Below are 23,727 nucleotides of genomic sequence, written 5' to 3'. Positions count from 1 at the left end.
TAAGCTGCGCGATCGCGCATGCACTGCTGAGCCTCGTTCACCAATGAGCCGCCCCGACCTGTCCGACCTCGCCGCCTTCGCGGCGGTCGCGCGCCACCGCAGCTTCCGGCGGGCGGCGGCGGAACTCGGGGTGTCGCCCTCGGCGCTGAGTCACGCCCTGCGCGGGCTGGAGGAGCGGATCGGCGTGCGGCTCCTCAACCGCACCACCCGCAGCGTCGCCCCGACCGAGGCCGGGGACGCCCTGCTGGCGCGGCTGGCGCCGGCCCTGGTCGAGATCGCCCGCGGGGTCGAGGAGGCGGCGGCCTCCCTCGGCCGGCCGGTCGGGCGGTTGCGGATCAACGCGCCCCGCTCGGCCTGCCGGCTGGTCTTGATGCCCCTGGTCATCCGCTTCCTCGCCCGCCATCCGGGCGTGCGGGTCGAGGTGGCGTGCGACGACGCCCTCGTCGACATCGTGCGCGGCGGCTTCGATGCCGGCGTGCGCTTCGGCGAGCGGGTGGCGCGGGACATGGTGGCGGTGCCGCTCGGCGGGCCGCAGCGCTTCGCCGTGGTGGCGGCCCCGGCCTATCTCGCCGCCCGCGGCGTGCCGGCGCATCCCGACGACCTCGCCGGCCATGCCTGCCTGCGCCAGCGCTTTCCCGGCGGCGCGGTGTTCCGCTGGGAGTTCGCCCGCGACGGCGAGGAGATCGAGCCCGCCCTCGACGGGCCGCTGGTCGCCGGCGACCAGGACCTGCTGCTCCAGGCCGCCCGCGACGGGCTCGGCCTCGCCTTCGTGTTCGAGGGCCTCGCCGCCCCGGACCTCGCCGCGGGCCGGCTGGCGCGGGTGCTGGAGCCGTGGTGCCCGGCCTTTCCGGGCTTCGTCCTCTACCACCCGGGCCGGCGCCGGGTGCCGGCGCCCCTGCGCGCCTTCCTCGACATGCTGCGCGAACCCGGGGACGGCTAACCGAGCGGCCGGCTCGGGACAACGAAGAAAAAAACTTGCCGAATTGTCCCAATTCAAATGCTTCGGTCGCCCTGTTCTGTGTCGCCAAAGACACATCCGGCTCCAGTCGGCCCGGGAAGGATGCTGGTGATTGCGGGAATGTGCAATCGGACCTGCGGCTGGATTGCGGCGGGCCTGGAATCTTGGCACGTCGACGGGACGGAAGGCGCCGCACGGCGCATGAGACGACGATAAGAACCTCGGGGGGCGGGATGTCGGGCTGGCGGTACGGGCTCCTGATGACGACGATGCTGGTGCCGGGCGTGGTGGCGGCCCAGAGCCCGGCCCCTGCGCCCGCGGGCGGCACGATCGCCCTCGACCAGATCGACGTCGTGGCGGTGACACCGGTCGGCGGCACCGGCCCCGGGATCGGGTCCGGCGCCAGCCTGCCGCTGTCGAAGGTCCCGTTCACCGTCGAGACCGTCACCGCCCGCCAGTTCGAGCAGGATCGCGCCACCCTCGATCCGACCTTCACCCTCGCCCGCACGACCCCGGGCGTGAACCTGTCGGACGGCCAGGGCAACAGCTTCCGCCAGACCCTGACCTATCGCGGCTTCGACGCCTCGCCGCTCCAGGGCGCCCCGCAGGGGCTCGCCGTCTACCAGAACGGCACCCGCATCAACGAGGCGTTCGGCGACGTGGTGAACTGGGACCTGATCCCCCAGACCGCGATCAACCGCATCGACATCGTCACCGGCAACCCGATCTTCGGCCTCAACGCGCTCGGCGGCGCGGTCAACATCGAGATGAAGAACGGCTTCACCTGGCAGGGCAAGGAAGTCTCGGTGATGGGCGGCTCGGACGGCCGCATCCTCGGCACTCTCCAGTACGGCGAGGTGATCGGCCCCTGGAGCTTCTACTTCGCCGGCGAGGGCCTGCGCGACGCCGGCTGGCGCTTCCAGTCGCCGAGCGAGATCGGCCGGGTCTACGCCGATATCGGCCACCGCACGCTCGATTCCGAGTTCCACATCATCGCGTCGGGCGCCAAGACCTTCTTCGGTGCCGCCGCCGCCGCGCCGGTGGACTTCACCCGCGTCAACGAGCGGGCGATCTTCACCTATCCGCAATCCATCGACACCGAGATGGGCCAGATCCAGGTCACCGGGAAGGTCGCGGTGTCGCCGACCTGGGACCTGTCGGGCGTCGCCTACGTCCGGCGCTTCAGCCAGTTCGTGATCGACGGCAACGACGGCAACTTCGAGAATTGCAGCACCCGCTCGTCGTTCCGCGGCTCGCTCTGCTTCGAGGATGACGGCTTCACCCGGGCCGCCGGCCAGTCCGACCAGGCGTTCCGCAACCAGTTCCTGATCGTCGGGCCGAACGGCCAGCGCATCCCGTTCCGGGCCGGCGTGCCCTACGGGACGCTCGACACCGTCCGCACCGAGGCGACGAGCTACGGCGGCACGCTGCAGGCGACCAACCGCGACCGGATCTTCGACCGCCCCAACACCTTCATCGTCGGCGGCAGCATCGACGCGGCGTTCTACGGCTTCAAGTCGGGCAGCACGCTCGGCGTCATCAACCCCGACCTGAGCGTCACCACCGATCCGAACAACCCGACCTACGGCACGATCCCGGGCCTCGGGACCGGGCCGATCCGCACCGCCGCCGCGCTCGGCATCGCGCCGAGCAGCGTCACCGGCTCGAACCTCTACATGGGCCTCTACGCCCTCGACACCCTCGACCTCACCGACCGGCTCTCGCTCACCGCCGGCGCCCGGCTCAACTTCGCCCGCGTCAACACCCAGGATCTGACCGGCTTCTCGCCGGACGTGACCGGCACGCACTACTTCTCGCGCATCAACCCGGTGGCCGGCCTGACCTACCGGTTCTTCCCCTGGCTGACGCTCTACGGCGGCTATTCCGAGTCGAACCGGGCGCCGACCCCGCTGGAACTCGCCTGCGCCAACCCGGACCGGCCCTGCCTGCTGCCGAACTCGCTGGTGGCCGATCCGCCGCTCAAGCAGGTCGAGGCCCGCACCTACGAGGCCGGCTTCCGCGGCACGGTGCCGGACATCACCGAAGGCGGCCTGCTGAACTACAAGCTCGGCTTCTTCCGCACCGACCTGAGCAACGACATCCTGCAGGTCGCCGTGCCAGGCAACGCGGCGCGCGGCTACTTCGTCAACGTGCCGGCCACCCAGCGCCAGGGCATCGAGGTCGCGGCCGAGTACGTCGCCGAGCGCTGGCGGGTCTACGCCAACTACGCGCTGATCGACGCCACCTTCCAGTTCCGCGGCGACCTGTCGTCGCCCAACAATCCGCTCGCCGACGACGGTCTCATCAGCATCCGTCCGGGCAACAAGCTCCCGCTGATCCCCGAGCACCAGATCAAGGCCGGGTTCGACTACGCGGTCACGCCGTACTGGCGGGTCGGCTTCAACGTGGCATCGTTCTCCTCGTCGTACTTCCGCGGCGACGAGTCGAACCTCAACCGCAAGCTGCCCGCCTACGCGCTGGCGAACCTCAACACGAGCTTCATCCTCACGAAGAACGTCGAGGTCTTCGGACTGGTGACCAACCTGTTCAACACCCGGGTGCCGAACTTCGGCACCTTCCTCGAGCGCACGGAGCCCGGCGAGCTATTCGCCAACCGCTTCGCGCTCAACGACGCGCGCACGACGACGCTGATCCAGCCGCTCTCGGTCTATGGCGGGGTGCGGGTGACCTGGTAGCCGGCCCTTCCCATCCCGGTCCCGCTCCGCTATCCGCCCGGACGATCCGCGCCCGGGGGCGCCGGGCCGGATCGACCGAGGCGGACCCATCCATGACCACACGAGCCGGCGCGGGCGCCGGCGCCAGCCTTCCGTCCCGCCCGTCCTGGCCGGCCCTGTGGTCGGGCCGGCCGATGCGGGCGCGCCTGATGGTGGTGGTCGTGCTGATCGAGGCCGCGGCGGCGCTGGTCTCCGGCGCGGTCATCATCGTCAAGGCGCGCACCGCCACGGCGGTCGAGACCGCCGCCTCGATCGGCGTCGCCGAGCCGCTGGTCAACGAAACCGTGCAACTGCTCCAGGACGCGCCGGTCGCCGGGCTGTTCCGCACCCTCGACCTGCGCTTCCGGGCCCAGCGCCACGTCCGCGTCGTCCTGACCGACGCGCGGGGCGCGGTGGTGGGCGACGCGCCGCCCGACGAGGCGCACCGGGCCCCGGCCTGGTTCGCCGGCTTGGTCGCGCCGCCGGTGCAGCGCCACGAGGTGCCGATCGTCCTGCGCGGCCAGCGGATCGGCACCGCCCTCGTCACCACCGAGCCCTCCGACGAGATCGACGAGGTCTGGGGCTACGCCGTCGCCCTCGGGCTCACCGGGCTCGGCCTGTCGCTCGCGATGCTGGCGACCCTCTATCTCGCCTTCGGGCGGGTGCTGAGCCCGCTCGAGGCCCTGGCCGCCGGCCTGACCCGGCTGGAGCGGCAGGATTACAGCCCGCGGCTGGAGCAGCCCGACACCCGGGAGCTCGCGGTCATCGCCCGGCGCTTCAACCGCCTCGCCGAGGCGCTGGCGGCGGCGCGGGCGGCCAACCGCGACCTCACCCTCAAGCTCGTCACCGCCCAGGACGACGAGCGCCGGCGCACCGCCCTCGACCTCCACGACGAGTTCGGGCCGTGCCTGTTCACCCTGGAGGCCAACGCCGCCTCGATCGCCCGCATCGCCGCGACCCTGCCGGAGCCGGCCCGCGGCCGGCTGGAGGAGCGCACCGGCGACATCGCGGCGATCACCAAGCGGGTCCAGACCCTCAACCGCGCCCTGCTCAACCGCCTGCGGCCGGCCGGGCTCGGGCAGGCGCCGCTCGCCGCCTGCCTCGACCGCCTCGTGCGCGAGGCCGGCCGCCATCATGCCGGCGTCGCCGTCTCCGGCGAGTTCGCCGGCCTGCGCGGCGGCTACGGCGACGTCGTCGACCTCACGGTGTTCCGCTGCGTCCAGGAGGGCCTGACCAACGCCCTGCGCCACGCCCGGGCCGGGCGGATCGCGGCGCGCGCCCGCGAGGCCGACGGGGTGCTGGTGGTCGAGGTCGAGGACGACGGCGTCGGGCTCTCGGGCGAGGCCGGGGACGGACCGGGCCGCGGCCTGCCGGGGATGCGCGAGCGGGTCGAGGCGCTCGGCGGCGCGGTGCGCCTCGACGCCGGCTCCGGCACGGTGCTGCGGGCGCGGATCCCGGTCGGGGCCGAGGCGGGAGAGGCGGCGGAGGAGCCGGAATGACCTCGGTCCTCGTCGTCGACGACCATCCGATCGTGCTCCAGGGCTGCCGGCGGCTGCTGGAGGAGACCGGGGCGCAGGTGCGCGAGGCGGCCGGCCTCGCCGCCGGCTACCGCGCGGTGCTGCGCCACCGGCCCGACGTCGCGGTGGTCGACCTCGCCTATCCGGGGCGCGACCTCGGCGGGCTGGCGCTGCTGCGCCGGGTCCGGGCGCGGGCGCCGGCGACCCGCACGCTGGTGTTCAGCATGCATGCCGACCCGGCGGTGATCGCCCGGGCGATGGCGGCCGGGGCGCTCGGTTACGTGCTCAAGGACGCCCCGGCCGGCGACCTGCTTGCCGCCTTCGACCGGGTCCGGGCCGGGCGGCCCTATCTCGACGGCAGCCTCGCGGCGGAGGTGGCGCTGCTCGGCGCCGACCCGCGCCGCGGGGCGGTGTCGGGGATGAGCGCCCGCGAGCGGCGCATCCTCGCCGGCCTCGCCCGCGGGCGGACCTACGCGGCGATCGCCCGCGACCTCTCGGTGAGCTACAAGACCGTCGTCAACGCCTGCGCGGCCCTGCGCCAGCGCCTCGGGCTCGCGACGCTGACCGAGCTCACCCATTTCGCGGTCCAGCACGCGGGCGAGCTGGACTGAACCCGGTTCAGTCCGGAAACAGCCGCAGGCCGTCGTCGGGCAGCAGGTTGCGGGCGGGACCGCCGGTCTGCTGGCCCTTGCCCTGCTGGTAGTAGGGCAGCTCCGGCCGGCGGTCGTTGCCGCTGCCGGTGTCGTAGGACCACGGCGGCGACCACGGCGCCCGGCCGCCGACCGTGCCGGTGGTGTAGGGGTCGTAGGGAATGCCGGACGGCCGCGGCGGGATCGGCTGGGCGACGGCCGCGGCCGGGACCAGGAATGCGGCCGCGAGGAGCGCGGGGCGGAGCAGGGATCGCATCGGAGACTCCGGACAGGGGGCGGCCGGGTCGCGGCCGTGATGATGGCTAACGGCCAAGCCCGGGGCGACGTTCCGTCAGGTCGCCATCCCGCCGGCCGTCGGTTGCGAAAGCGTGAACGAGCCCCACGGGTGCGTGTTTCGTCGCGGGACGCCCGACGCAATCTTTCCGGGCCGTCCACGCAATCCACCGGCAAAGCGCGCGGCTTAGCCAGGCTTCCACAGACGGCCGCAGAGGCCGCGCAGGGGAGCGCATTGATGATCCAGTCCTTCCGCATCGCGACGTCCGGAATCGCCCTCGCCGCCTTCGCCCTGCTGGCGACCGGCACGGTGCAGGGCTGGCCGCTCCCCTCCTCCCCGGCGACGGGCGCCAAGCTCTACGCCGACCGCCTGCCGGCGGTGCAGGAGCGCGACGCCGGTTCGGGCGCCCGGTCGCCGCGGACCTGCAGCGCCTGGCCCTACGAGGGCGCGCGCTGCGTCGCGTCGGTGACGGTCGAGGAGCGCCCGGAGCCCGGCCTGTCGCGGCTGGTGCGCGTGCCGGCGGACCTCACCGTCGCGCAGGCCGACACCGCCGGGATGCCGCGCTGATGCTCCGGTTCGAGACCCTCGTCCTCGCCGCCGGCTTCGGCTGCGGATTCGTCCTCGCGGTGGCGATCGCGCCGCTGTTCTGAGCGTTCATAGGGGCCGGTCGGCGCGCAAGGTCAGCGGCGCCGCGCTCCAGGGCAGGCTGATCGGGCTGTCGACGAGCAGCATCAGCACCTCGCGCAGCAGATCGGCCGCCGCCGGCGCGTCGCCGATCACCCCGAGGGCCGGGCCGCCGCCCGCGTTCAGGCCGCGCTCGACCTCGGCCGAGCCGCCGAGGAACGCCATCGCCCAGCCGCCGAAGCGGCGGGCGGGCACGAGATCCATCTCGATCACCGACAGGGTGTGGTGGCGCCGGTCGACGAGCAGGGTCTCGAAGACCGTCTGGACCGCCGGGCGCGACCCCTCCAGCACCTGCAGGAAGCCGGCCCCGGTATAGACCAGGACGCCGCTCACCCCGGTGGCGGCGTTGCGGCGCCGGGAGGCGCGCAGGATCGCCGCGACGTGGCCCTGGCCCAGCATCACCGGTGCCGGATGGGCCGCGGTGCTCTTGTAGATGATACGGAAGATGTCGGTCTGCATGCGGACGCGCCCGGTGCGGCAGATCCGTCCTTAACGCAGGGCATTCAGCTCCGCCAGCGCAGTTCCCGCGGTTCCAGCGGGTTCGCGAAAGCCTCGCCGGCGGCGCGGGCGCGCAGGAACTCGCGCTTGAGACTGAAGTACCATTGGGACTGTACGTCGCTCTCGCCCATCAGCACCATCGCGGGCTTGCGGTCGAGACCCCGCTGGGCGATCTGCAGCACGTCGCGGTCCTGGCCGAGGAACTGCCGCATCAGGCGCCGGCCGAGCGGCTTGAAGGCGTTGAGCAGCGGCCAGTTCCAGTACATCGCGTTGATCAGCGCGGTGCGGCCGTTCGGCAGCGGCGACGCGAAGGTGTAGTTCGCGATCTGGCGCCGGCCGGCGTCGATCCGCTCCAGCCGCACCCCGGGCAGGCGGAACTCGATCTCGACCTGCGGCACCGCGCCGAGCAGCCGGTAGGCGAGCGAGGCGGTCTTCGCCGTGTGGCTCGTCATGGTGAAGCCGAACGGCGAGGGCGCGAAGTGCTTCACCTTCTCCTTCAGGGTCTTCGACGGGCGCCACCACCACAGGTCGTGGACGTAGGCGACGTGGGCCGGGTCGACGAAGCTGAGGGCGACGAGGTCGTAGGACGCCTCGACCTCCAGGATCTCGACGAGCTGGCCGCAGGGCTCGAAGGTCAGTTCGGGGATCGGCGGCGCCGCGCCGGTCTCGCCGGTCGCGACCCAGATCAGGCCGGCCCGCTCCGCCACCGCGAAGCGCGGCAGGCGCACCGAGCCGAACTGCGCCTCGTCGCGCCGGGCGAGCGCCGGAATCGCCGTGCAGCGCCCGTCGGGCGCGAAGCGCCAGCCGTGGAACGGGCAGACGAGGGCGCCCTCGACGAGTTTGCCGGCCGACAGCGCCATGCCCCGGTGCGGGCAGCGGTCGCGCAGGGCGAACAGCGCGCCGGATTCCTCGCGCCCGACCACGATCGCCTCGTCGCCGACGGCCACGGCGGCGAGACGCCCGGGCCGGACGAGCCGGCTCTCGCCGACGCAGTACCAGACGTCGTCGAGGGGCCGGCGCAGCGGATCTCCGGTCATGGGGCGGGCGTGGCTCCGGTTCGGGGGCCCGGCGCAGGCCGGGTGCCCGGCATCGGCCGGGTGCCGCTCCTTAGCTCCCCGTTTCCGGCGCGACCAGGGCGAAGGGCCCGCCGCGATCGGCGGGCGGACCGGAACAGGTGTCGCACCGCCTCGTTAAGCCTCCGCCATTCCGGCGGCGCCCCCGCGCCGCGGCGACGAGGGAGACCACCATGAGCCTGCTCGGGACGATCGTCAGCAAGATCCTGCACCCCTTCGGCGGCGGCGAGGCCAAGGCCGACACGCCCGCGACCGAGACCGCCGGCGCCGGCGGCGCGGCCGGCGCCCCGTCCGGCACCGGCACGATCCCGACCGCCGAGGGCGGCAAGGTCGACGTCGAGGCGGTGCTGAACGACATGGCGTCGAAGGCCGGCCAGACGCTGAACTGGCGCACCTCGATCGTCGACCTGATGAAGCTGCTCGGCCTCGACAGCAGCCTGTCGGCGCGCAAGGAGCTGGCGCAGGAGCTGCACTACAGCGGCGACACCAACGACTCGGCGACGATGAACGTCTGGCTGCACAAGCAGGTCATCAAGAAGCTCGAGGAGAACGGCGGCAAGGTGCCGGACGATCTGAAGGATTGAGCTCGGCAGGGCGGGCGCCGGGTTCGGCGCCCGGCCCCGACTGCGCGAACGACGGCTTGGAGCGCTGGCAGCGCGCCGCGGCCGTCGTTCGCGCCTCAGAACCGGCCCGCCAAGGTCAACCGCACGGCGGCCGGCTCGACCGGGTGGAAGTGCCGGTCGGCGATTCCGGCGGCGTCCTCGCCCGGCAGACGTGACACGTAGGAGTAGGTGATCTGGTCCGACTTCGCGTTGGTCAGGTTCAGCACGTCGAGCGACAGGCTGACGCCGCCGTCGAAGTTGTAGCCGAGCCGGCCGTTGAGCAGGGCCGTCGGCCTGGACCGGACCGCATTGTCCTCGATCAACGGACGGGGACCGAAGTAGCGGAAGCGCAGGGAGCCGAACCAGCCCGCGCCCTCCCCGAAGGTGATCCCGGCCGAGGCGATGGTGGTCGGGGCCTCGGGCACCCGCCGGCCCGCCGGATCACGGTCGGAGAAGCGGGCATTGGTGATCGTCAGGTCGCCCTCCAGGGCGAGCCAGGGGGTGAGCGCGTAGTGGTTGCTCCACTCGATGCCGAAGCGGCGCGTCGGCCGGCTCGGCTCGGTGGTGCCGGTGTCGCCCTGGAACAGGTTCTCGGACGCGAAGTCGAGGCGGAACAGCGCCAGGGTGGTTTCGAGCCCGGCGATCGAGCGGTTGCGGAGGCCGACCTCGTAGCCGGTCGAGGGCACCAGGAACGGCGAGCGCGCGATGGTGAACAGCGGGCTCACCGGATCGACCGTGGCGACCACGCCACGGGCGTCGTTCGAGTGGAAGCCGCCGCCGTAGTTCAGGTAGATCTCGGTCTCCTGCCACGGCCCGAACACCGCCCCGAGCTTCGGATTGACGATGCCGTCGCGGGCCTTGCCCGAGTTGGCGAGCGTGTCCGAGCGAACGTCGGCATAGTACCCATCGGCGCGAAAGCCGACGCTGGTGCGCAGCCAGTCGGTCCAGCGCACCCGGTTCTCGACGTAGAACGCCGCGCTCGCTTCCAGCACGCGGTCGTCCAGCACCGTCGAGCGGTACCGACGCGCGGTGGTGTCGAACAGGCCCACCCGGATGTCGTCGGTGCGGGTCTGCACGCCGATCTCGTTCTCCATGGCCAGACCGAACAGGTCACCCTGGAACACGCGGGAGATCTCGCCGCCGCCGAGGACGCGGCTGTCGCGCTGGCGGAACTGGTCGCCGCCGACCGGATCGTTGAGGAAATACGTGAAGTTGTTCCAGAGGTTCATCCCGTAGCGGATTGCGTAGGCCGAGGCCCGGGTGACGCCGCCGGAATCCGACTGGCTCCAGCGCCCCGACAGCGAGAACCGGCCGGTGTCGCCGCCGTCGGTCGGGTCGAGGGTGCCGTAGCGGCCGGTGAGGCCCTCCGCCACCGCCCGCTCGGGGATCTGGTTGGTGGCATTCCACCTGCCCCAGTAGCCCATGCCGGTGACGGCGAAGCCGTCGAGCGGCGTGCCCTGGCTGTAGCGCACCACCCCGTTAAGCTTGCGCAGGGTGTCCGGCACCGCCCACGGCCCGTCGTAGGTCTGCGCCTCGCCGGCCACCAGCAGATTGCCCTCGCCGAGCGGCGTCGAGGCGGCCGAGAGGGCGCGCCTGAGCCCGAAGCTGCCGACCGTGGCAAGAGCGATGGTGCGGTTGAGCGTGTCGAGATAGTCGATCCGCACCGAGCCGGCCGAGGCGAAGTCGCCGTCGCGGACGAAGTACGGGCCCTTGTGGAACTCGACCGCGCCGACGAGTTCCGGGATCAGGAAGTTGAGGTCGGCATAGCCCTGGCCGTGGGCGTGGGTGCGCATGTTCACCGGCATGCCGTCGACGCTGATGGCGATGTCCGTGCCGTGGTCGAGGTTGAAGCCGCGCAGGAAGTACTGGTTGGCTTTGCCCTCGCCCGAATGCTGCGTGATGATGAGGCCGGGCACCTCTTCCAGCACCTCGCCGGGCCGGGTGACCGGACGGCTGTTGATCTGCGCGCCCGTGATGAGGCCGGCGCTCGCGGCATCGACCGGCCGCAGCGTCCCGCCGATGCCGGTCACGCCGCCGACATAGGCGGCGCTGGCATTGGGCGTGGCCGAGGTGGTGGCCGCCGGCGCCTCGGCCACCACCGAGATCTCCGACAGCGCGATCGTGTCGGGAGACCCGGCCGCCGGTGCGGCCCAGGCGTGCGGGGCGACCAGCACGAGGCCGACGGGGCCGAGCAGCGCGCCGGCGCGCGCGGAGAGGGCGAAGCGGGACAACGGCGTTCCGGATGCGGCATCGGGGCGTGCCCCTCGCACGCTCCGCGTATGAGGAACCTACGCAAAAATCACACCGCCGGCTGTGACCGGCGATCCTCACCCGCCGGTGTCGTCGCCGTGCGGGTGATCGTCCGGCCCGGCGCCGTTCCCGGGGATGAGCCGCAGGTGGCCGTAGCGCACGCCGCGCTGCGTGACGACGCTGTCGGCATAGGCCTGCAGAGCCGTCGCCGAGCCGCGGAGCACCGCGACTTCCAGGCAATCGTCCCGCGTCAGGTGCACGTGCAGGCTGGCGACCGAGACCCCGTGGTGGTGGCCCTCGTCGGTCAGGCGGCGTGCCAGGTCGCGCGTGCCGTGATCGTAGACGTAGCTCAGTGCCCCGTAGCAGGGCGCGCCGCCGTCCCGGGCCACCCGCGACGGGGCGACCGCGTCGCGGACGAGGTCGCGCACCGCCTCGGAGCGGCTGGCGTAGCCGCGCTCGCTGCAGAGCCGGTCGACCGCCGCCAGCAGCTCGTCGTCGATGGTGATCGTGATGCGCTGCATGCCCGCCCCGCCCGTTTCCCTCGGTTCGCCGGCGGCCTTGGTAGGGGCACGGACGGGGGCTGAACAGCCGGAGCGGGGGGCAGGCTCCCGGCGGAACCGGGCTTTCCGGGCGGTGGATGGGCGGTCCGGCCGGAACGGGTGCCGGAGCTACCCCGACAGGATCACCCGGTCCGGCAGCTCGTTGCGGTCCTCCGGGCCGGGCGGCGCCGCCTCGGCCAGGATCGCGCCGGTCTCCTCCACCGCCCGGATCAGCCCCTCGGTCAGCGCCCCGCGGCCCAGCGCCTCGATCAGGCCGGTCAGGGTCCGGCGCCACGCCTCCTCCGGCACCCGGTCGCGGATTGCCGCGTCGGCGATGATCTCGGCGTAGCGCTCGGCCAGCGCGACGTAGATCAGCACGCCGGTGCGCCCGCGGGTGCGGCTGAGCCCGCGCGACCAGAATTCCCGCGCCGCCGCGTCCCGCGCCCGCGCCCGCCGCAGCCGGCGCGGCACCAGGGCGAGGCGGCGCAGGGCCGCGAGGACGAGGAGCAGCGCCACCGCCGCGGCGAGCTGGACCAGGGCGATCCGCCCGGCGCTGAGCCCGGTGAAGAGGATCAGCGGCCAGGGCACCGCGAGGGTGCCGAGCAGGGTCAGCGCCAGCGGCACCGTGCGGTAGGCGCCGGCCCGTGCCGCCACCATCACGACGATCTCGCCGGCGGTGCCGCGCTCGGCCGCCGCCACCGCCGCGGTGATCCGGTCGCGGGCCGCCTCGTCGGGCAGGGCCAGGATGCGGGGAAGACCACGGGACGCCATCACCAGTCTCCCGAGGCGCCGCCGCCACCCGACGAGCCGCCGCCGCCCGAGAACCCGCCGTCGAACCCGCCTCCCCCGCCGAACCCGCCGCCCCAGCCGCCGCCGGAGGGGGTCGGCACGACGATCCAGCCGCCGCCCCGCTGCCGGTGCGGCCGCCCGCCCCCGCCGCCCCCGCGCCCGCCGCCGAGGAAGCGCGACAGCACGAGGCACAGCACGATGACGAGGATCGCCACCAGGATCGGGTCGATGCCGTGGCCCTCGTCGTTGCGCACCTCCGGCCGGCGCTGCCACTCGCCGGCGTCGCGGTCGAGGATGCCGAGGATCGCGTCGGTGCCGGCCCGGATGCCGCCGGCGAAGTCGCCGGCCTTGAACTTCGGCGCGATCGAGCCGGAGATGACGACCTTGGTCAGGGCGTCGGTGAGCGCGCCCTCCAGCCCGTACCCGACCTCGATCCGCACCTTGCGCTCGGTCGGCGCCACGAGGAGCAGCACGCCGTTGTTCCTGTCCTTGCCGCCGAGGCCCCAGTGGCGAAACAGCCGGTTGGCGTAGTCCTCGACCGTGAGGCCCTGGAGCGAGGCCACGGTGGCGACCGCGACCTGATCGCCGGTCTTGTCCTCGTGCGCCTTGAGCGGCGCAGCGATCGCCGCCGCCTGCTCGGGCGTCAGGATCCCGGCGGCGTCGACCACCCGGCCGGTCAGGGCCGGGAAGGCCGGGCCCTGCTGCGCCAGCGCCGCGCAACAGAGCAGCAGCAGCGCCAGCAGCGGGCCGGCGAGGCGCAGCGGCGCTCCCCGCGTCATCGGGCGGTCAGAACTTCACGCTCGGCGGCCGGTCCGACTCCGGGGTCGCCGCGAAGGACTGCATCGGCTTGGCGTCGGGATACAGCACCGCGGCGATCCAGCGGCCCGGGATGGTGCAGATCTCGGTGTTGTAGGCCTGCACCGACTGGATGTAGTCGCGCCGCGCCACCGCGATGCGGTTCTCGGTGCCCTCCAGCTGCGATTGCAGCGCCAGGAAGTTGGCGTTGGACTTCAGGTCCGGGTAGCGCTCGACGGTGACGAGCAGCCGCCCGAGGGCGCCCGAAAGCTGGTTCTGGGCGTCCTGGAACTGCTTGAATTTCTCCGGGTCCTGGATCGACGAGGCGTCGACCTTCACCGAACTCGCCTTGGCGCGCGCCTCGGTGACCTGGGTCAGCACCTCGCGCTCCTGCTGGGCGTAGCCCTTCACGGTCTCGACGAGGTTGGGGATCAGGTCGGCCCGGCGCTGGTACTGGTTCTGGACCTCGCCCCAGCGCGACTTGGCGTCCTCCTCCAGGGTCGGCACCCGGTTGATCGCGCCGCAGGCCGACAGGGTCGTGGCGAGGACGATCGCGGTGAGCGCGAGGCGCAGGCGCCCGGCGAGGGAGGGGGACGGGGCGAGGCTGGCGGCACGCATGGGGATCCTCGTCGGGTCTCCGGACCACGGGCGCCGGGCGGCGTCCCGTCCGCCACAGCTAGGGTGCGCGCCCGGCGCGGCCACCCGTCCGCTCGCATTCCCGTGAGGATGGGGTAGAGGCGGGAGCCGGCGGGACCGGTGATTCGGAGCGACGGCATGGGCGGGCGGAGCGGCCGGGCATGAGCGCGGCCTCGGAGTGGCGCGAGACGCGCAACGTCGCGGCGCGCGTCCGGCTGGAGCGGGCGCTGCCGGCGGTGTTTCCGGCCGCGGTGCTGGCCCACGCCCTGTCGCGGCCGCTGGTGCCGCCGACGCCGCGCCTCGCCGTCGAGAGCTACTGGCGCCACCACCTCGTGCGGGCCGACCGCCTCGCCCGCGGCCTCGCCGCCCGCTCCGGCACCCCGGAGGGCTGGACGTGGCGCCTCGGGGCCCTGCGCGAGGACGGGCTGCCGCTGAGCTTCCGGATGCCGCCGGCGCCGTTCCGCGAGCCGGCCTTCGCTCGGGAGCGCGGCCATTGCCGCATCTGCGGCCAGCCGGTCTACCGCTTCGGCTGGCACGCCGACCTCTGGGGGGCGGGCGTGCCGAACCGCAACGCCGGCTGGCACGCCGCCTGCGTCGCCGCCTGGAAGCTGTGGACCGCGCCGGCCGAGCAGGTGAAGGCGCTCAAGGCGCGCCAGCGCCACCGCTGCGCCGAATCCGGCAAGCGCCTGCTGCGCACCGCCGAGGTCGACCACCGCACGCCGCTCTACCGGGTCTGGCGCGAGCACCGCGAGGCGCCCTGGCCGGTCCTGCTCGGCTACTGGGGCGTGCCGAACCTCCAGGTGGTCAACCGCACCATCCACGCGGCGAAATGCGCCGAGGAGGCCGGCGAGCGCGCCCAGCGCCGCCGCGACCTGCCGCCGCCGGGGTGAGGAGCCTCACACCCGCGGCGCGATCTTGAGGATGCGCCCGCCCGATTCCGCGTCGGTCGCGGCGTAGATCGCCCCGTCCGGGCCGACCCGGACGTCGCGGATGCGGGCTTCGAGCGGCACCCGCTCCTCGGTGACGACCCGGTCGCCGTCGAGCTTCAGCACCACCAGCCCCCGGGAGACGAGGCCGCCGATCACCATCGCGTCCTGCCAAGCGGGAAACAGCGGCCCGTCGTAGCGCGCCATGCCCGAGGGGCCGATCACCGGGTCCCAGTAATAGACCGGCTGCTCGGTGCCGGGCTTCTGGGTCAGCCCCTGCCCCACCGGCGCGCCGCTGTACTCGATGCCGTAGGTCACCTCGGGCCAGCCGTAGTTCAGGCCCGCCTGCGGCCGGTTCAGCTCGTCGCCGCCCCGCGGCCCGTGCTCGACGGTCCACAGCCGGCCCTTCTGGTCGAGGGTGGCGGCCTGGATGTTGCGGTGGCCGTAGGACCAGATCGCCGGCTGGACGTCCTTGCGGCCCGCGAACGGGTTGTCGGACGGGATGCCGCCGTCGGCCTTGATGCGGAAGACCTTGCCGAGGCCGCTGGCGAGGCTCTGGGCCTGGACCCGCGGCTTGGGGTCGGAGCGCTCGCCGACCGTGACGTAGAGCGTGCCGTCGCCGGAGAAGACCAGCCGCGAGCCGAAATGCTTGTCGCCGTCATAGGCCGGGTTCTGGCGGAAGATCACCTCGACGTCCTCCAGCCGGGCCCGGCCGCCCTCCTCCACCAGCCGGGCGCGGGCGACGGTGGTGCCGTTGCCGCCCTCGCGCTTCTCGGCGTAGCTGAAGTAGATCCGCCCGTCAGCGACGAAGGACGGACCGACCGCGAGGTCGAGCAGGCCGCCCTGCCCGCGGGCCTCGACCTTCGGCACGCCGGCGACCGGCGGGCCGGCCTCGCCCTCCGGCGAGACGAGGCGCATCCGCCCGCCCTTCTCGGTGACGAGGAGGCGCCCGCCGGGCAGGAAGGCGAACGCCCAGACGCCGTTGAGGCCGTGCGCCACCGTGGTGACCGCGAGCTTCGTCGCCGTGCCGGGCTGCATCGCCCGGGTCTGCCCGGAAAAGGCCGGCTTCTGGTCGGGGGCGTTCGGCGGCGCGGTCTCGATCGGCGGCCGGGGCGGCTTGTCGGCCGCCGCCGGGACCGGCAGGGCGAGGACGGCACAGGCGCAGAGGAGACGCAGGCGCATCGCGGCACTCACAGGGGGGCGGATCCGGGGCAGCAGCGCAGCTAGGCGGCCCGAACGCAGCGTCAATGCGACAATGGACGGCGCGGACCGGCGGGATGAAACCGCGCCCCTGATCGTATGCGGCGTGCGCGGGCGCACCCTCGAGCCGCCGGCGACGCCCCACATCGTGTCCCATCACGGCGCGCGACGCGCCGGCCCGGCGGTTCCGAGGAGCCGCCCCGCACCATGGAGACCGCATCATGGTCCGTCTCGTCAAGGCGACCTTCGTCGCCGCCCTCGTCTCGATCCCCGGCGCCGTGCTGGCGCAGAGCGGCGGCGACCGCATGCCGGCCGGCGGCGCCTTCATGAGCAGCTACGCCCGGCCCTACGACGACCCCCGCTCGCCCTATGCCGGCGTGCAGGCGCCGGCGCCCGCATTCCTGGCGCAGCCGGAGGCCACCGGCAGCCTGCGCGAGCGCGCCGCGCCGCACGCCGCGCGGCACGGCCGGGCGCGCTGAGCGTCCCCGCCGCGTCAGGCTTCCGAGGGCACGCCCTCCCGGGGCGTACCGGACGGCGCGGCGGGCGGGCGCCGGCGAGGCCGGGCGCGCAGCGACCGCGGCGGCACGCCGTAGGCGTCGCGGAACAGACGGGTCATGTGGGCCGGGCTGGCGAAGCCGTGGTCGTGGGCGAGATCCGCGAGCTTGCGCCGCTCGGCCGGCGACAGCAGCGCCGCGTGGACGCGGGCGAGGCGGCTCGCCTGGATGTGCTGCGCCACGCCGCCGTGGCGGGCGAACGCCTCGTAGAGCCGGCTGCGCGACACCCCGACCTGCCGCGCCACGAAGCCCGGGGTGAGGTGGCGGGCGGGCAGATGGGTCTCGATCACCGCCCGCGCCCGGTCACGCAATGCCCCGTCGGAGGCCGACGGCGCCGCCGGCCGGGCCGCGCGGGAAAAGAGCGGCGCGAGGCGGCCCATCAGGCCGTCGAAGGCGCCCTGCGCCTCCGCCGCCGGCAGGGTGTCGAGGCGCCGCACGAGGTCCATCATCGCCGCGGCCGCCGGGCCGGCGCCGTCGAGCAGCGCCCCGTGCAGCGCCGCCGGATCGCCGAACCAGCGCGCCGCGAGCGGGCGCGGCAGGCCGATCATGAGGTAGCGCATCGGGTCGTCGTCGGCCTCGATCCGGCACGGCCGGGCGAAGTCGAAGCCGTAGACCGACCCCTCCGGCGCCTCCACCGGCAGGCCCGCGAAGTCGCCCCGCGCCCGCCCCTGGATCAGGTGGACGATCATGACGTGGTCGAGCCGGTCGGAGTCGATCTTGGCCCGGAGACGCTCGACCCGGTAGGGCGCGGTCTCGAACAGCCGCATCCGGACCGGGCCGAGCCAGTAGGTCAGCACCCTCGCGTGGAACGGGGCGGCGCGGGGCTGGATCAGGCTCGGCGCGCCGACGATGTGCTGGAACTGCACCAGCCGCTCCGCCTCCGGGAAGGCGGCGGTATCGAAGACCGCGCGCTCGACGAGGCCCGCCCGACGCCGGGCCTCGGCCTCGCCCCGTGCGGCGTCCCCAGCCGTGCCCGTCATCGCCGCGCCCTCCGGTCCCCGGGCCGAGACATATTTCGTCGCAAACCGCGCGACGCAACATTCCGATCCCGGTCTCGGTACTTTGCCCCCGGCGACGCAAAACGCCGGACATCGCGGGGCCCTACACCGCCTCCTCAAGACGGCCCGGGAACACGGGCGGGACGGGGGCGGTGCCATGACGACGACCACGACGACGACGATGCGGGTGATGCTGGTCTGCGCCGGCGCGACGGGGGCGGCCTGGGCCGCGGCCTTGAGCGCCGCGGCCGGGCCGGGGATGCCGGACCGGCCGGCCCCGGTCCGGCAGGAGGCCGCCGCGTCCGCCTGCGCCGCCGCCGTCTGGCCCTATCGGCCTGCCGGCTGCCCCGGCGCGCGGCCGGTCCGGATGGTCGGGCCCGCCCCGGCTTCCCGCTGAGCCCGGATCCGGGAGACGGCGCCATGCCTCACTTCGATGCCGCGATCCTCGACGGCGACCCCGCGGGGGCGCTCGTCCTGCGCGAGATCCTCGGCCTCGCCCCGCCCGCCGGCGAGGCGGGACGCGGCCTGGGAAAGCCCCGGCCGGACGCGCGGGCGTCCGGCGGGACCGGGCCGGGGCGTTCGCGCAAGAACCTTCCGGGTCCGACCCGGAGGGGCGCCGCCGGGGCGGCCTCCGGGCGCTCGCCCGCCCATCCTTGCCGGAGGGCCTGAACGGGCCGTATGAATCGCGCTCCGGCACGGGGCGAGGCGGGATGCGGGTCGGCCATAGGATCCTCCTGGTCGGCGGTCTTCCGATCGCCATCGCGGCCCTGATCGCGCTCGCCGGCTGGCTGCTCCTCGCCGAGGCCGAGCGGGCGCGCGCCGGCGCGGTGTTGGCGGGCACGATCTACCGGACGCTCACGGTCGCCACGACGGTGCGCGACGAGTATCTCGGCGCGAGGCCCGAGGAGCGCGCCGACCACGCCGAGCGCTTCGCCCGCCTGACCTCGGACGCCGCCGGCCGCCTCGCCGACCTGCGCCGCTTCGCCCGCACCGCCGACCAGGACGCCCGCATCGACGCGGCCCGGCGCGCCCTCGCGGAATCGGTCGACCGGATGCAGGGGCTGGTGCGGATCACCCGCGAGAACGACGGCCTGATCGCCGAGATGGCCGACCGGGCCGCGACCCTGATCGCGCTCGCCGACCAGGCCCGCGACCGCCAGCGCGCCGCCAACACCGACCTCGTCGCCTCGCTCACCGAGAAGGCCCGCCGCCTGCGGCTGGTCCGCGACGTCGTCACGGCGGTCAACGACCTGCGCGCCGCGGTCGCCGAGGCCGAGATCGGCGCGGCCCGGGAGACGGCCCGCGAGGTCCCCGGCGCGGCGCAGGCGGCCGAGGTTCCGCTCGCGGCGAGCCTCGTGCGGGTGCGCAACGCCGCCCGCACCGTCGGGGCGGCCCTGCGCGACGACGGCCGCCCCGACGAGGCCGGGGAACTCCTGATCCTCGCCGCCGCCTACGAGGGCTCGCGCGCCGGCGCCGAGCCCGGCATCCTCGCCGTCGCCGGCGCCCCGGCCGCCCTGCCCTCGCCGGCCAACGTGCTCGGCGAGTGGTGCGAGCGGGTCCTCAAGCTCGACGGCACCGCCCAGCGCTCCCTGCACGACGAGGTCTCGCAGCTCCTCGCCTACGCGGTCCAGGCCAACGAGACCGAGCAGGCGACCCAGAACATCGCGCTCGCCACCCTCAAGCTCGGCCAGCGCACCGCCGAGGCCCTGAGCCGGCGCGACCCCGCCGCCGCCCGGGCGATGCTGGCCGAGGGCGAGGCGCTGTCGGCCACCGCCGCCGCCCTGCCGATCTCGCCGCTGATCCAGGGCGAGATGGTCGACGCCATCGACGGCTGGCGCGAGCGCCTCGAGACCACGATCGGCCGCCTGCGGCGGCAGAACTCCGACATCGTCGAGATGGACCGCCTCGCCGCGACGATCGGCGAGACGGCGCGCGGCCTGAACGAGCTGTTCATCACCGACGCCGACCGCTACGGCGAGTCGATCCGCAGCCTGCTCCTCGTCGGCGCCACCGCCGGCCTCGTCCTCGGTTCGGCCGCGGCGCTCGCCGTGGCGCGCTCGATCACCGGGCCGCTGCGGGGCCTGCAGCGCGACATGCTGGCGCTCGCCGCCGACCCGTCGCGCCGGCATCTCGGGGCGGTGGAGCGCCGCGACGAGCTCGGCGACATGGCCCGGGCGACGCGGGTGTTCGTCGACGAGATCGGCCGGCGCGAGCGGGCGCTGCGCCGGGCCAAGGAGGAGGCCGACCGCACCCTGGCCGAGCTGCGCCAGACCCAGGCCGACCTGATCCAGGCGGAGAAGCTCGCCTCCCTCGGCCAGCTCGTCGCCGGGGTCGCCCACGAGATCAACACGCCGCTCGGCATCGCGCTGACCACCGCGACCCTCGTGCGCGACGAGGCCCGCGACTTCCGCCCGGTCGCCGCCGGCAACCAGCTCTCGCGCTCGCGGCTGCTGGCCTATGTCGACCGGGTGCAGGAGGGCGCGCACCTGCTCGCCGCCAACCTGTCGCGGGCGGCCGACCTCGTGCACAGCTTCAAGCAGGTCGCGGTCGACCGGGTCAGCGACGAGCGCCGGCGCTTCCCGATGCGCGAATGGCTCGACGACCTGCTGCGCAGCCTCGGGCCGCTGACGCGCCAGGGCGGCCACCGCCTCGACCTCGTGGCGCCCGAGACCTTCGAGGCCGAGACCTATCCGGGCGCCCTGGCGCAGGTCGTCACGAACCTCGTCAAGAACGCCGTCGTGCACGCCTTCCCCGAGGGCGCTCCCCCCGGGCGCATCGCGGTCGCGCTGTCGCGCGAGGGCGCCTGGGTGCGGCTGGAGGTGCGCGACGACGGACGCGGCATCGCCCCGGCCGACCGCGAGCGGATCTTCGACCCGTTCTTCACCACCGCCCGCCACCGCGGCAGCTCGGGACTCGGCATGCACATCGTCTACAACCTCGTCACCGGGCGCCTCCAGGGGCGGATCGCGGTCGAGAGCCGCGAGGGCGAGGGCACCGTGATCCGGGTCGAGTTCCCGGCCGAGCCGGCGCCGGAGGGAGCGACGCGCCGCCTGCCGGCGGGCGCCGCCGAGGAGCACTCCGCGTGATCCGGATCCCGGCCCTCGCGGTCCTCGCCGCCCTGCTGGCGCCGGCGCCCGCCGCCGCCCGCACCCTGGTGTTCTGCTCCGAGGGCAACCCGGAATCGCTCAACCCGCAGCTCGTCACCACGACGACCGGCATGGACGCGACCTGGCCGCTCTACAACACGCTGGTCGAGTTCGCCCCGGGCTCGACCACGATCCGCCCGGCGCTGGCCGAATCCTGGACGATCTCGCCGGACGGGCGCGACTACGTCTTCCGCCTGCGCGAGGGCGTCGCCTTCCACCGCAGCGCCCGCTTCCGGCCGACCCGGCCGCTGACCGCCGAGGACGTGGTGTTCTCGATCGAGCGGCAATGGAAGCCCGACCACCCGTTCCACCCGGTGTCGGGGGGCACCTACTCGTACTTCAACGACCTCGGCCTGCCGGGCCTGCTCGCGGCGGTCGAGGCACTCGACCCGCGCACGGTGCGCCTGCGCCTGCGCGAGCCCGACGCGACGTTCCTCGCCAACCTCGCGGTGGCGCTCGGCGGCATCCTGTCGGCGGAATACGCCGCGGCCCTGCGCGCCGCCGGCGAGCCGGAGCGGATCGACCGCGAGCCGATCGGCACCGGGCCGTTCAGCTTCGCCGGGTTCCAGCCCGATGTCGGCCTGCGCTACCGGGCCTTCCCGGACTACTGGGGCGGGCGCCAGCCGGTCGACACCCTGGTGTTCTCGATCACCCCCAACGCCGCGGTGCGCCTCGCCAAGCTCAAGGCGGGGGAGTGCCACCTGATGCCGTTCCCCAACCCGGCCGACCTCGCCGGCATCGCCGCCGACCCGGCCCTGATGCTGCTGCGCGAGGAGGAGCTGAACATCGGCTACCTGTCGCTCAACACGAGCAAGCCGCCCTTCGACGACGTGCGGGTGCGCCGGGCCGTCACCCTGGCGATCGACAAGGAGGCGATCGTCGCCGGCGTCTACGGCGCCGGCGGCACCCCGGCGCGCACGCCGATCCCGCCGAACCTGTGGGCCTACGACCCGGCGATCCGCGACGAGCCCCTCGACCGCGCCGCGGCGGTGCGGCTGCTCGCCGAGGCCGGCTTCCCGGAGGGGTTCGAGGCCGAGCTGTGGTATCCGCCGATCAGCCGCGCCTACAGCCCGGACGGGCGCCGGATCGCCGAGCTGATCCAGGCCGACCTCGCCCGGATCGGCATCCGCCTGCGGCTGGTGACCCAGGAATGGAGCGCCTACCGGGCGACGATGCTCGCCGGCCGGCCGCAGATGGCCCTGTTCGGCTGGACCGCCGACAACGCCGACCCGGACAACTTCCTCGGCGTGCTGCTCGGCTGCGGCGCCGCCCGGCCCGGGGGCAGCAACATCGCCCGCTGGTGCGACCCGGCCTTCGACGCCCTCGTCACCGAGGCCCGCGGCATCGCCGACCAGGAGCGCCGGGCCGCGCTCTACGCCCGGGCCCTGCGCCGATTCAAGGCCGAGGCGCCGTGGGTGCCGATCGCCCATTCGGCGACCTTCGTGGCGGCGCGGCGCGAGGTGACCGGCTACCGCATGGACCCCCTCGGCCGCCACCTGTTCCGCGACGTGAGCCTGCGCGATCCGCCCTGACCCGGGGCCATCGCTTCAGAGCGATGGCCCTGCGCCCTGACCCCGGCGCCATTCCCTTCGGGCGGCGCCGGCCCTATGACGGAAGGCCCCGGCCACCTCGAAGCCCGCCCCCGATGCCGAAGCTCTATGTCTGTCCCCTGTCGCGCCTGCCCGACACCGTCGCGGCGGCGGAGGCCAGCCACGTGGTGACGCTCATCAACGTCGGCACGGCGGTGACGCGGCCGGCCTCGGTCGCGGCGGCCAACTACCTGTTCATCGGCGTCAGCGACATCACCGCGCCGATGCAGGACCACATCCTGCCCGACCGCGCCCATGTCGAGGGCTTCCTCGACTTCGTCCGCGCCTGGGGGCGGGAGAAGCCGCTGGTCATCCACTGCTACGCCGGCATCAGCCGCTCGACCGCGGCGGCCTTCATCGCCGCCTGCGCCCTGCGGCCGGAGCGCGACGAGGCCGAGATCGCCGGGCGGCTGCGCCTCGCCTCGCCCTCGGCGACGCCGAACCGGCGCCTGATCGCCGTCGCCGACGAGATGCTGGGACGCGACGGGCGCATGGTCGCCGCCGCCGAGGCGATCGGGCGCGGGAGCGACGCCTTCGAGGGCGAGCCGTTCTGCCTCGACCTCGACTGAGATCGTTCCCGGTGTGACCCGAATGCTGCCCCGGCGCGGAAACTGACCGGCGCGGACGCGGGATCGTGCCCGAGGGTTGTTTCACGCCGCCGCGAGGGCCATAACCCGGCGCTCGACAAGGAGCATCCCGCATGACCGCAGCACGGTCCGAGGCCGCGCCGGCGGCCTCCCCGCCCGGCCCCGGCGACCTTCCCTTCGAGAAGGCGCTGGAGGAGCTCGAGGGCATCGTGCAGCGGCTCGAACAGGGCAACGTCCCGCTCGACGAGTCGGTCGCGATCTACGAGCGCGGCGAGGCGCTGAAGCGGCATTGCGAGTCCCTGCTGCAGCGGGCCGAGGCCCGCATCCAGCGCATCACCCTCGGCGCCGACGGTCAGGCTGCCGGGACGGCGCCCCTGGACGTGGCCTGAGGCGCTCCGGTGACGTCGCGCGACCACGCCTGCGGAATCCGGGCCGTCGGCCCGGCCCTGCGCCGGCGCGGCCGCACCGCCGCAGGGCCGGCCCGTCCGGTCCGCCCCGCCGGAGCGTGGAACGACGGGCCCGTGCCCGGCTCCCCCGCTCCCGCCCGCGGGTTTCCCCCTTTCCGGACATGAGGACGTTCGGTGTCGACGCTCACGCTTCCCCTCCTCGATCAGGTCCGGGTCCCGTCTGATCTTCGCCGGCTCCCCGAGAGCGACCTGCCGCAGGTCGCCGCGGAGCTGCGCGCCGAGACCATCGACGCGGTGTCGGTCACCGGCGGCCATCTCGGCGCGGGCCTCGGCGTCGTCGA

The 23,727-nt window shown here is 74.2% G+C and carries 25 protein-coding genes; 15 read left to right on the top strand and 10 right to left on the bottom strand.

What is annotated here, in order from left to right; all coding sequences use genetic code 11:
* Positions 1-43: 43 nt before the first annotated feature.
* From EOE48_RS25820 to EOE48_RS25805, 4 genes are all read left to right on the top strand, one after another.
* Positions 44-940: a LysR family transcriptional regulator gene (locus EOE48_RS25820; protein WP_127733754.1), complete on the top strand. Its 897-nt coding sequence runs from the start codon at positions 44-46 to the stop codon at positions 938-940.
* A 251-nt stretch (positions 941-1,191) separates the two neighbouring features.
* A complete protein-coding gene (locus EOE48_RS25815; protein ID WP_127733753.1) occupies positions 1,192-3,654 on the top strand; it encodes a TonB-dependent receptor in 2,463 nt (820 codons plus the stop codon).
* Between the two features lie 92 nt (positions 3,655-3,746).
* Positions 3,747-5,171 (top strand): ATP-binding protein, encoded by a 1,425-nt coding sequence (locus EOE48_RS25810; protein WP_127733752.1) that lies wholly within the window; start codon positions 3,747-3,749, stop codon positions 5,169-5,171.
* Positions 5,168-5,800, top strand: coding sequence for a response regulator (locus EOE48_RS25805; RefSeq protein WP_127733751.1), 633 nt, complete (start codon positions 5,168-5,170; stop codon positions 5,798-5,800). Before EOE48_RS25810 ends, EOE48_RS25805 begins: the two co-directional genes overlap by 4 nt.
* Positions 5,801-5,807: 7 nt before the next feature.
* Here EOE48_RS25805 and EOE48_RS25800 read toward each other — a convergent pair whose 3' ends face one another.
* Positions 5,808-6,095, bottom strand: a complete 288-nt coding sequence (locus EOE48_RS25800; RefSeq protein WP_127733750.1) for a hypothetical protein — start codon at positions 6,093-6,095, stop codon at positions 5,808-5,810.
* Between the two features lie 255 nt (positions 6,096-6,350).
* Here EOE48_RS25800 and EOE48_RS25795 point away from each other — a divergent pair, with 255 nt between their 5' ends.
* A complete protein-coding gene (locus EOE48_RS25795; protein WP_127733749.1) occupies positions 6,351-6,680 on the top strand; it encodes a hypothetical protein in 330 nt (109 codons plus the stop codon).
* Positions 6,681-6,767: 87 nt separating this feature from the next.
* Here EOE48_RS25795 and EOE48_RS25790 read toward each other — a convergent pair whose 3' ends face one another.
* Both EOE48_RS25790 and EOE48_RS25785 read right to left on the bottom strand, forming a co-directional pair.
* Positions 6,768-7,256, bottom strand: coding sequence for a BLUF domain-containing protein (locus tag EOE48_RS25790; protein ID WP_127733748.1), 489 nt, complete (start codon positions 7,254-7,256; stop codon positions 6,768-6,770).
* Between the two features lie 44 nt (positions 7,257-7,300).
* Positions 7,301-8,332 (bottom strand): aromatic ring-hydroxylating oxygenase subunit alpha, encoded by a 1,032-nt coding sequence (locus EOE48_RS25785; protein WP_127733747.1) that lies wholly within the window; start codon positions 8,330-8,332, stop codon positions 7,301-7,303.
* Between the two features lie 209 nt (positions 8,333-8,541).
* On the opposite strand from EOE48_RS25785, the gene EOE48_RS25780 reads away from it, so the two are divergent.
* Positions 8,542-8,952 (top strand): DUF3597 domain-containing protein, encoded by a 411-nt coding sequence (locus tag EOE48_RS25780; protein WP_127733746.1) that lies wholly within the window; start codon positions 8,542-8,544, stop codon positions 8,950-8,952.
* A 95-nt stretch (positions 8,953-9,047) separates the two neighbouring features.
* Here the strand turns inward: EOE48_RS25780 and EOE48_RS25775 are convergent, their stop codons facing one another.
* The 5 genes from EOE48_RS25775 to EOE48_RS25755 form a co-directional block, all read right to left on the bottom strand.
* Positions 9,048-11,066 carry a TonB-dependent receptor gene (locus EOE48_RS25775; RefSeq protein ID WP_127733776.1) on the bottom strand — a complete coding sequence of 673 codons (2,019 nt, stop codon included), beginning with the start codon at positions 11,064-11,066 and terminating at the stop codon, positions 9,048-9,050.
* Between the two features lie 231 nt (positions 11,067-11,297).
* Positions 11,298-11,741 carry a nickel-responsive transcriptional regulator NikR gene (nikR, locus tag EOE48_RS25770; protein WP_127733745.1) on the bottom strand — a complete coding sequence of 148 codons (444 nt, stop codon included), beginning with the start codon at positions 11,739-11,741 and terminating at the stop codon, positions 11,298-11,300.
* A gap of 147 nt (positions 11,742-11,888) precedes the next feature.
* A complete protein-coding gene (locus EOE48_RS25765; protein ID WP_127733744.1) occupies positions 11,889-12,530 on the bottom strand; it encodes a TPM domain-containing protein in 642 nt (213 codons plus the stop codon).
* Positions 12,530-13,327 (bottom strand): TPM domain-containing protein, encoded by a 798-nt coding sequence (locus EOE48_RS30325; RefSeq protein ID WP_127733743.1) that lies wholly within the window; start codon positions 13,325-13,327, stop codon positions 12,530-12,532. Before EOE48_RS30325 ends, EOE48_RS25765 begins: the two co-directional genes overlap by 1 nt.
* Before the next feature lie 7 nt (positions 13,328-13,334).
* Positions 13,335-13,961 (bottom strand): LemA family protein, encoded by a 627-nt coding sequence (locus EOE48_RS25755; protein WP_127733742.1) that lies wholly within the window; start codon positions 13,959-13,961, stop codon positions 13,335-13,337.
* Positions 13,962-14,140: 179 nt separating this feature from the next.
* On the opposite strand from EOE48_RS25755, the gene EOE48_RS25750 reads away from it, so the two are divergent.
* Positions 14,141-14,869: a hypothetical protein gene (locus EOE48_RS25750; protein ID WP_127733741.1), complete on the top strand. Its 729-nt coding sequence runs from the start codon at positions 14,141-14,143 to the stop codon at positions 14,867-14,869.
* 6 nt (positions 14,870-14,875) lie between these two features.
* On the opposite strand, the gene EOE48_RS25745 is transcribed toward EOE48_RS25750, so the two are convergent.
* Positions 14,876-16,087 (bottom strand): PQQ-dependent sugar dehydrogenase, encoded by a 1,212-nt coding sequence (locus tag EOE48_RS25745; RefSeq protein WP_127733740.1) that lies wholly within the window; start codon positions 16,085-16,087, stop codon positions 14,876-14,878.
* 239 nt (positions 16,088-16,326) lie between these two features.
* Between EOE48_RS25745 and EOE48_RS25740 the strand changes: the two genes are divergently transcribed.
* Entirely contained in the window at positions 16,327-16,584 is a 258-nt protein-coding gene (locus tag EOE48_RS25740; protein WP_127733739.1) for a hypothetical protein, read from the top strand.
* 14 nt (positions 16,585-16,598) lie between these two features.
* On the opposite strand, the gene EOE48_RS25735 is transcribed toward EOE48_RS25740, so the two are convergent.
* Positions 16,599-17,639, bottom strand: coding sequence for a helix-turn-helix domain-containing protein (locus EOE48_RS25735; protein ID WP_127733738.1), 1,041 nt, complete (start codon positions 17,637-17,639; stop codon positions 16,599-16,601).
* A gap of 175 nt (positions 17,640-17,814) precedes the next feature.
* Between EOE48_RS25735 and EOE48_RS25730 the strand changes: the two genes are divergently transcribed.
* The 7 genes from EOE48_RS25730 to EOE48_RS25700 form a co-directional block, all read left to right on the top strand.
* Positions 17,815-18,054: a hypothetical protein gene (locus EOE48_RS25730; RefSeq protein ID WP_127733737.1), complete on the top strand. Its 240-nt coding sequence runs from the start codon at positions 17,815-17,817 to the stop codon at positions 18,052-18,054.
* Positions 18,055-18,077: 23 nt separating this feature from the next.
* The gene (locus EOE48_RS25725) at positions 18,078-18,326 is read left to right on the top strand and encodes a hypothetical protein (protein WP_127733736.1); all 249 of its coding nucleotides are present in this window, start codon (positions 18,078-18,080) and stop codon (positions 18,324-18,326) included.
* 41 nt (positions 18,327-18,367) lie between these two features.
* Entirely contained in the window at positions 18,368-20,743 is a 2,376-nt protein-coding gene (locus EOE48_RS25720; RefSeq protein ID WP_127733735.1) for a sensor histidine kinase, read from the top strand.
* Positions 20,740-22,335, top strand: a complete 1,596-nt coding sequence (locus EOE48_RS25715; RefSeq protein WP_127733734.1) for an ABC transporter substrate-binding protein — start codon at positions 20,740-20,742, stop codon at positions 22,333-22,335. The genes EOE48_RS25720 and EOE48_RS25715 overlap by 4 nt, the downstream gene beginning before the upstream one ends.
* A gap of 113 nt (positions 22,336-22,448) precedes the next feature.
* Positions 22,449-22,961, top strand: coding sequence for a tyrosine phosphatase family protein (locus tag EOE48_RS25710; RefSeq protein ID WP_127733733.1), 513 nt, complete (start codon positions 22,449-22,451; stop codon positions 22,959-22,961).
* Between the two features lie 131 nt (positions 22,962-23,092).
* Positions 23,093-23,368 (top strand): exodeoxyribonuclease VII small subunit, encoded by a 276-nt coding sequence (locus EOE48_RS25705; protein WP_127733732.1) that lies wholly within the window; start codon positions 23,093-23,095, stop codon positions 23,366-23,368.
* Positions 23,369-23,560: 192 nt separating this feature from the next.
* Positions 23,561-23,727 (top strand): 1-deoxy-D-xylulose-5-phosphate synthase N-terminal domain-containing protein (locus EOE48_RS25700; protein ID WP_148239802.1); only part of this gene is annotated, 167 nt, incomplete at its 3' end.

The organism is Methylobacterium oryzihabitans, from assembly GCF_004004555.2.
GTDB classification, from domain to species: domain Bacteria; phylum Pseudomonadota; class Alphaproteobacteria; order Rhizobiales; family Beijerinckiaceae; genus Methylobacterium; species Methylobacterium oryzihabitans.
The sequence above is the reverse complement of the archived record's forward strand: the minus strand, read 5'-3'. Positions and strand labels throughout refer to the sequence as shown.

Coding starts and splice junctions, on each gene's coding strand:
- nikR (WP_127733745.1), bottom strand. CDS start 11,741: ATGCAGCGCATCACGATCACCATCGACGACGAGCTGCTGGCGGCGGTC.
- EOE48_RS25810 (WP_127733752.1), top strand. CDS start 3,747: ATGACCACACGAGCCGGCGCGGGCGCCGGCGCCAGCCTTCCGTCCCGC.
- EOE48_RS25705 (WP_127733732.1), top strand. CDS start 23,093: ATGACCGCAGCACGGTCCGAGGCCGCGCCGGCGGCCTCCCCGCCCGGC.
- EOE48_RS25750 (WP_127733741.1), top strand. CDS start 14,141: ATGAGCGCGGCCTCGGAGTGGCGCGAGACGCGCAACGTCGCGGCGCGC.
- EOE48_RS25785 (WP_127733747.1), bottom strand. CDS start 8,332: ATGACCGGAGATCCGCTGCGCCGGCCCCTCGACGACGTCTGGTACTGC.
- EOE48_RS25800 (WP_127733750.1), bottom strand. CDS start 6,095: ATGCGATCCCTGCTCCGCCCCGCGCTCCTCGCGGCCGCATTCCTGGTC.
- EOE48_RS25815 (WP_127733753.1), top strand. CDS start 1,192: ATGTCGGGCTGGCGGTACGGGCTCCTGATGACGACGATGCTGGTGCCG.
- EOE48_RS25725 (WP_127733736.1), top strand. CDS start 18,078: ATGCCTCACTTCGATGCCGCGATCCTCGACGGCGACCCCGCGGGGGCG.
- EOE48_RS25805 (WP_127733751.1), top strand. CDS start 5,168: ATGACCTCGGTCCTCGTCGTCGACGACCATCCGATCGTGCTCCAGGGC.
- EOE48_RS25745 (WP_127733740.1), bottom strand. CDS start 16,087: ATGCGCCTGCGTCTCCTCTGCGCCTGTGCCGTCCTCGCCCTGCCGGTC.
- EOE48_RS25710 (WP_127733733.1), top strand. CDS start 22,449: ATGCCGAAGCTCTATGTCTGTCCCCTGTCGCGCCTGCCCGACACCGTC.
- EOE48_RS25755 (WP_127733742.1), bottom strand. CDS start 13,961: ATGCGTGCCGCCAGCCTCGCCCCGTCCCCCTCCCTCGCCGGGCGCCTG.
- EOE48_RS25730 (WP_127733737.1), top strand. CDS start 17,815: ATGACGACGACCACGACGACGACGATGCGGGTGATGCTGGTCTGCGCC.
- EOE48_RS25740 (WP_127733739.1), top strand. CDS start 16,327: ATGGTCCGTCTCGTCAAGGCGACCTTCGTCGCCGCCCTCGTCTCGATC.
- EOE48_RS25820 (WP_127733754.1), top strand. CDS start 44: ATGAGCCGCCCCGACCTGTCCGACCTCGCCGCCTTCGCGGCGGTCGCG.
- EOE48_RS25765 (WP_127733744.1), bottom strand. CDS start 12,530: ATGGCGTCCCGTGGTCTTCCCCGCATCCTGGCCCTGCCCGACGAGGCG.
- EOE48_RS30325 (WP_127733743.1), bottom strand. CDS start 13,327: ATGACGCGGGGAGCGCCGCTGCGCCTCGCCGGCCCGCTGCTGGCGCTG.
- EOE48_RS25735 (WP_127733738.1), bottom strand. CDS start 17,639: ATGACGGGCACGGCTGGGGACGCCGCACGGGGCGAGGCCGAGGCCCGG.
- EOE48_RS25795 (WP_127733749.1), top strand. CDS start 6,351: ATGATCCAGTCCTTCCGCATCGCGACGTCCGGAATCGCCCTCGCCGCC.
- EOE48_RS25720 (WP_127733735.1), top strand. CDS start 18,368: ATGCGGGTCGGCCATAGGATCCTCCTGGTCGGCGGTCTTCCGATCGCC.
- EOE48_RS25790 (WP_127733748.1), bottom strand. CDS start 7,256: ATGCAGACCGACATCTTCCGTATCATCTACAAGAGCACCGCGGCCCAT.
- EOE48_RS25780 (WP_127733746.1), top strand. CDS start 8,542: ATGAGCCTGCTCGGGACGATCGTCAGCAAGATCCTGCACCCCTTCGGC.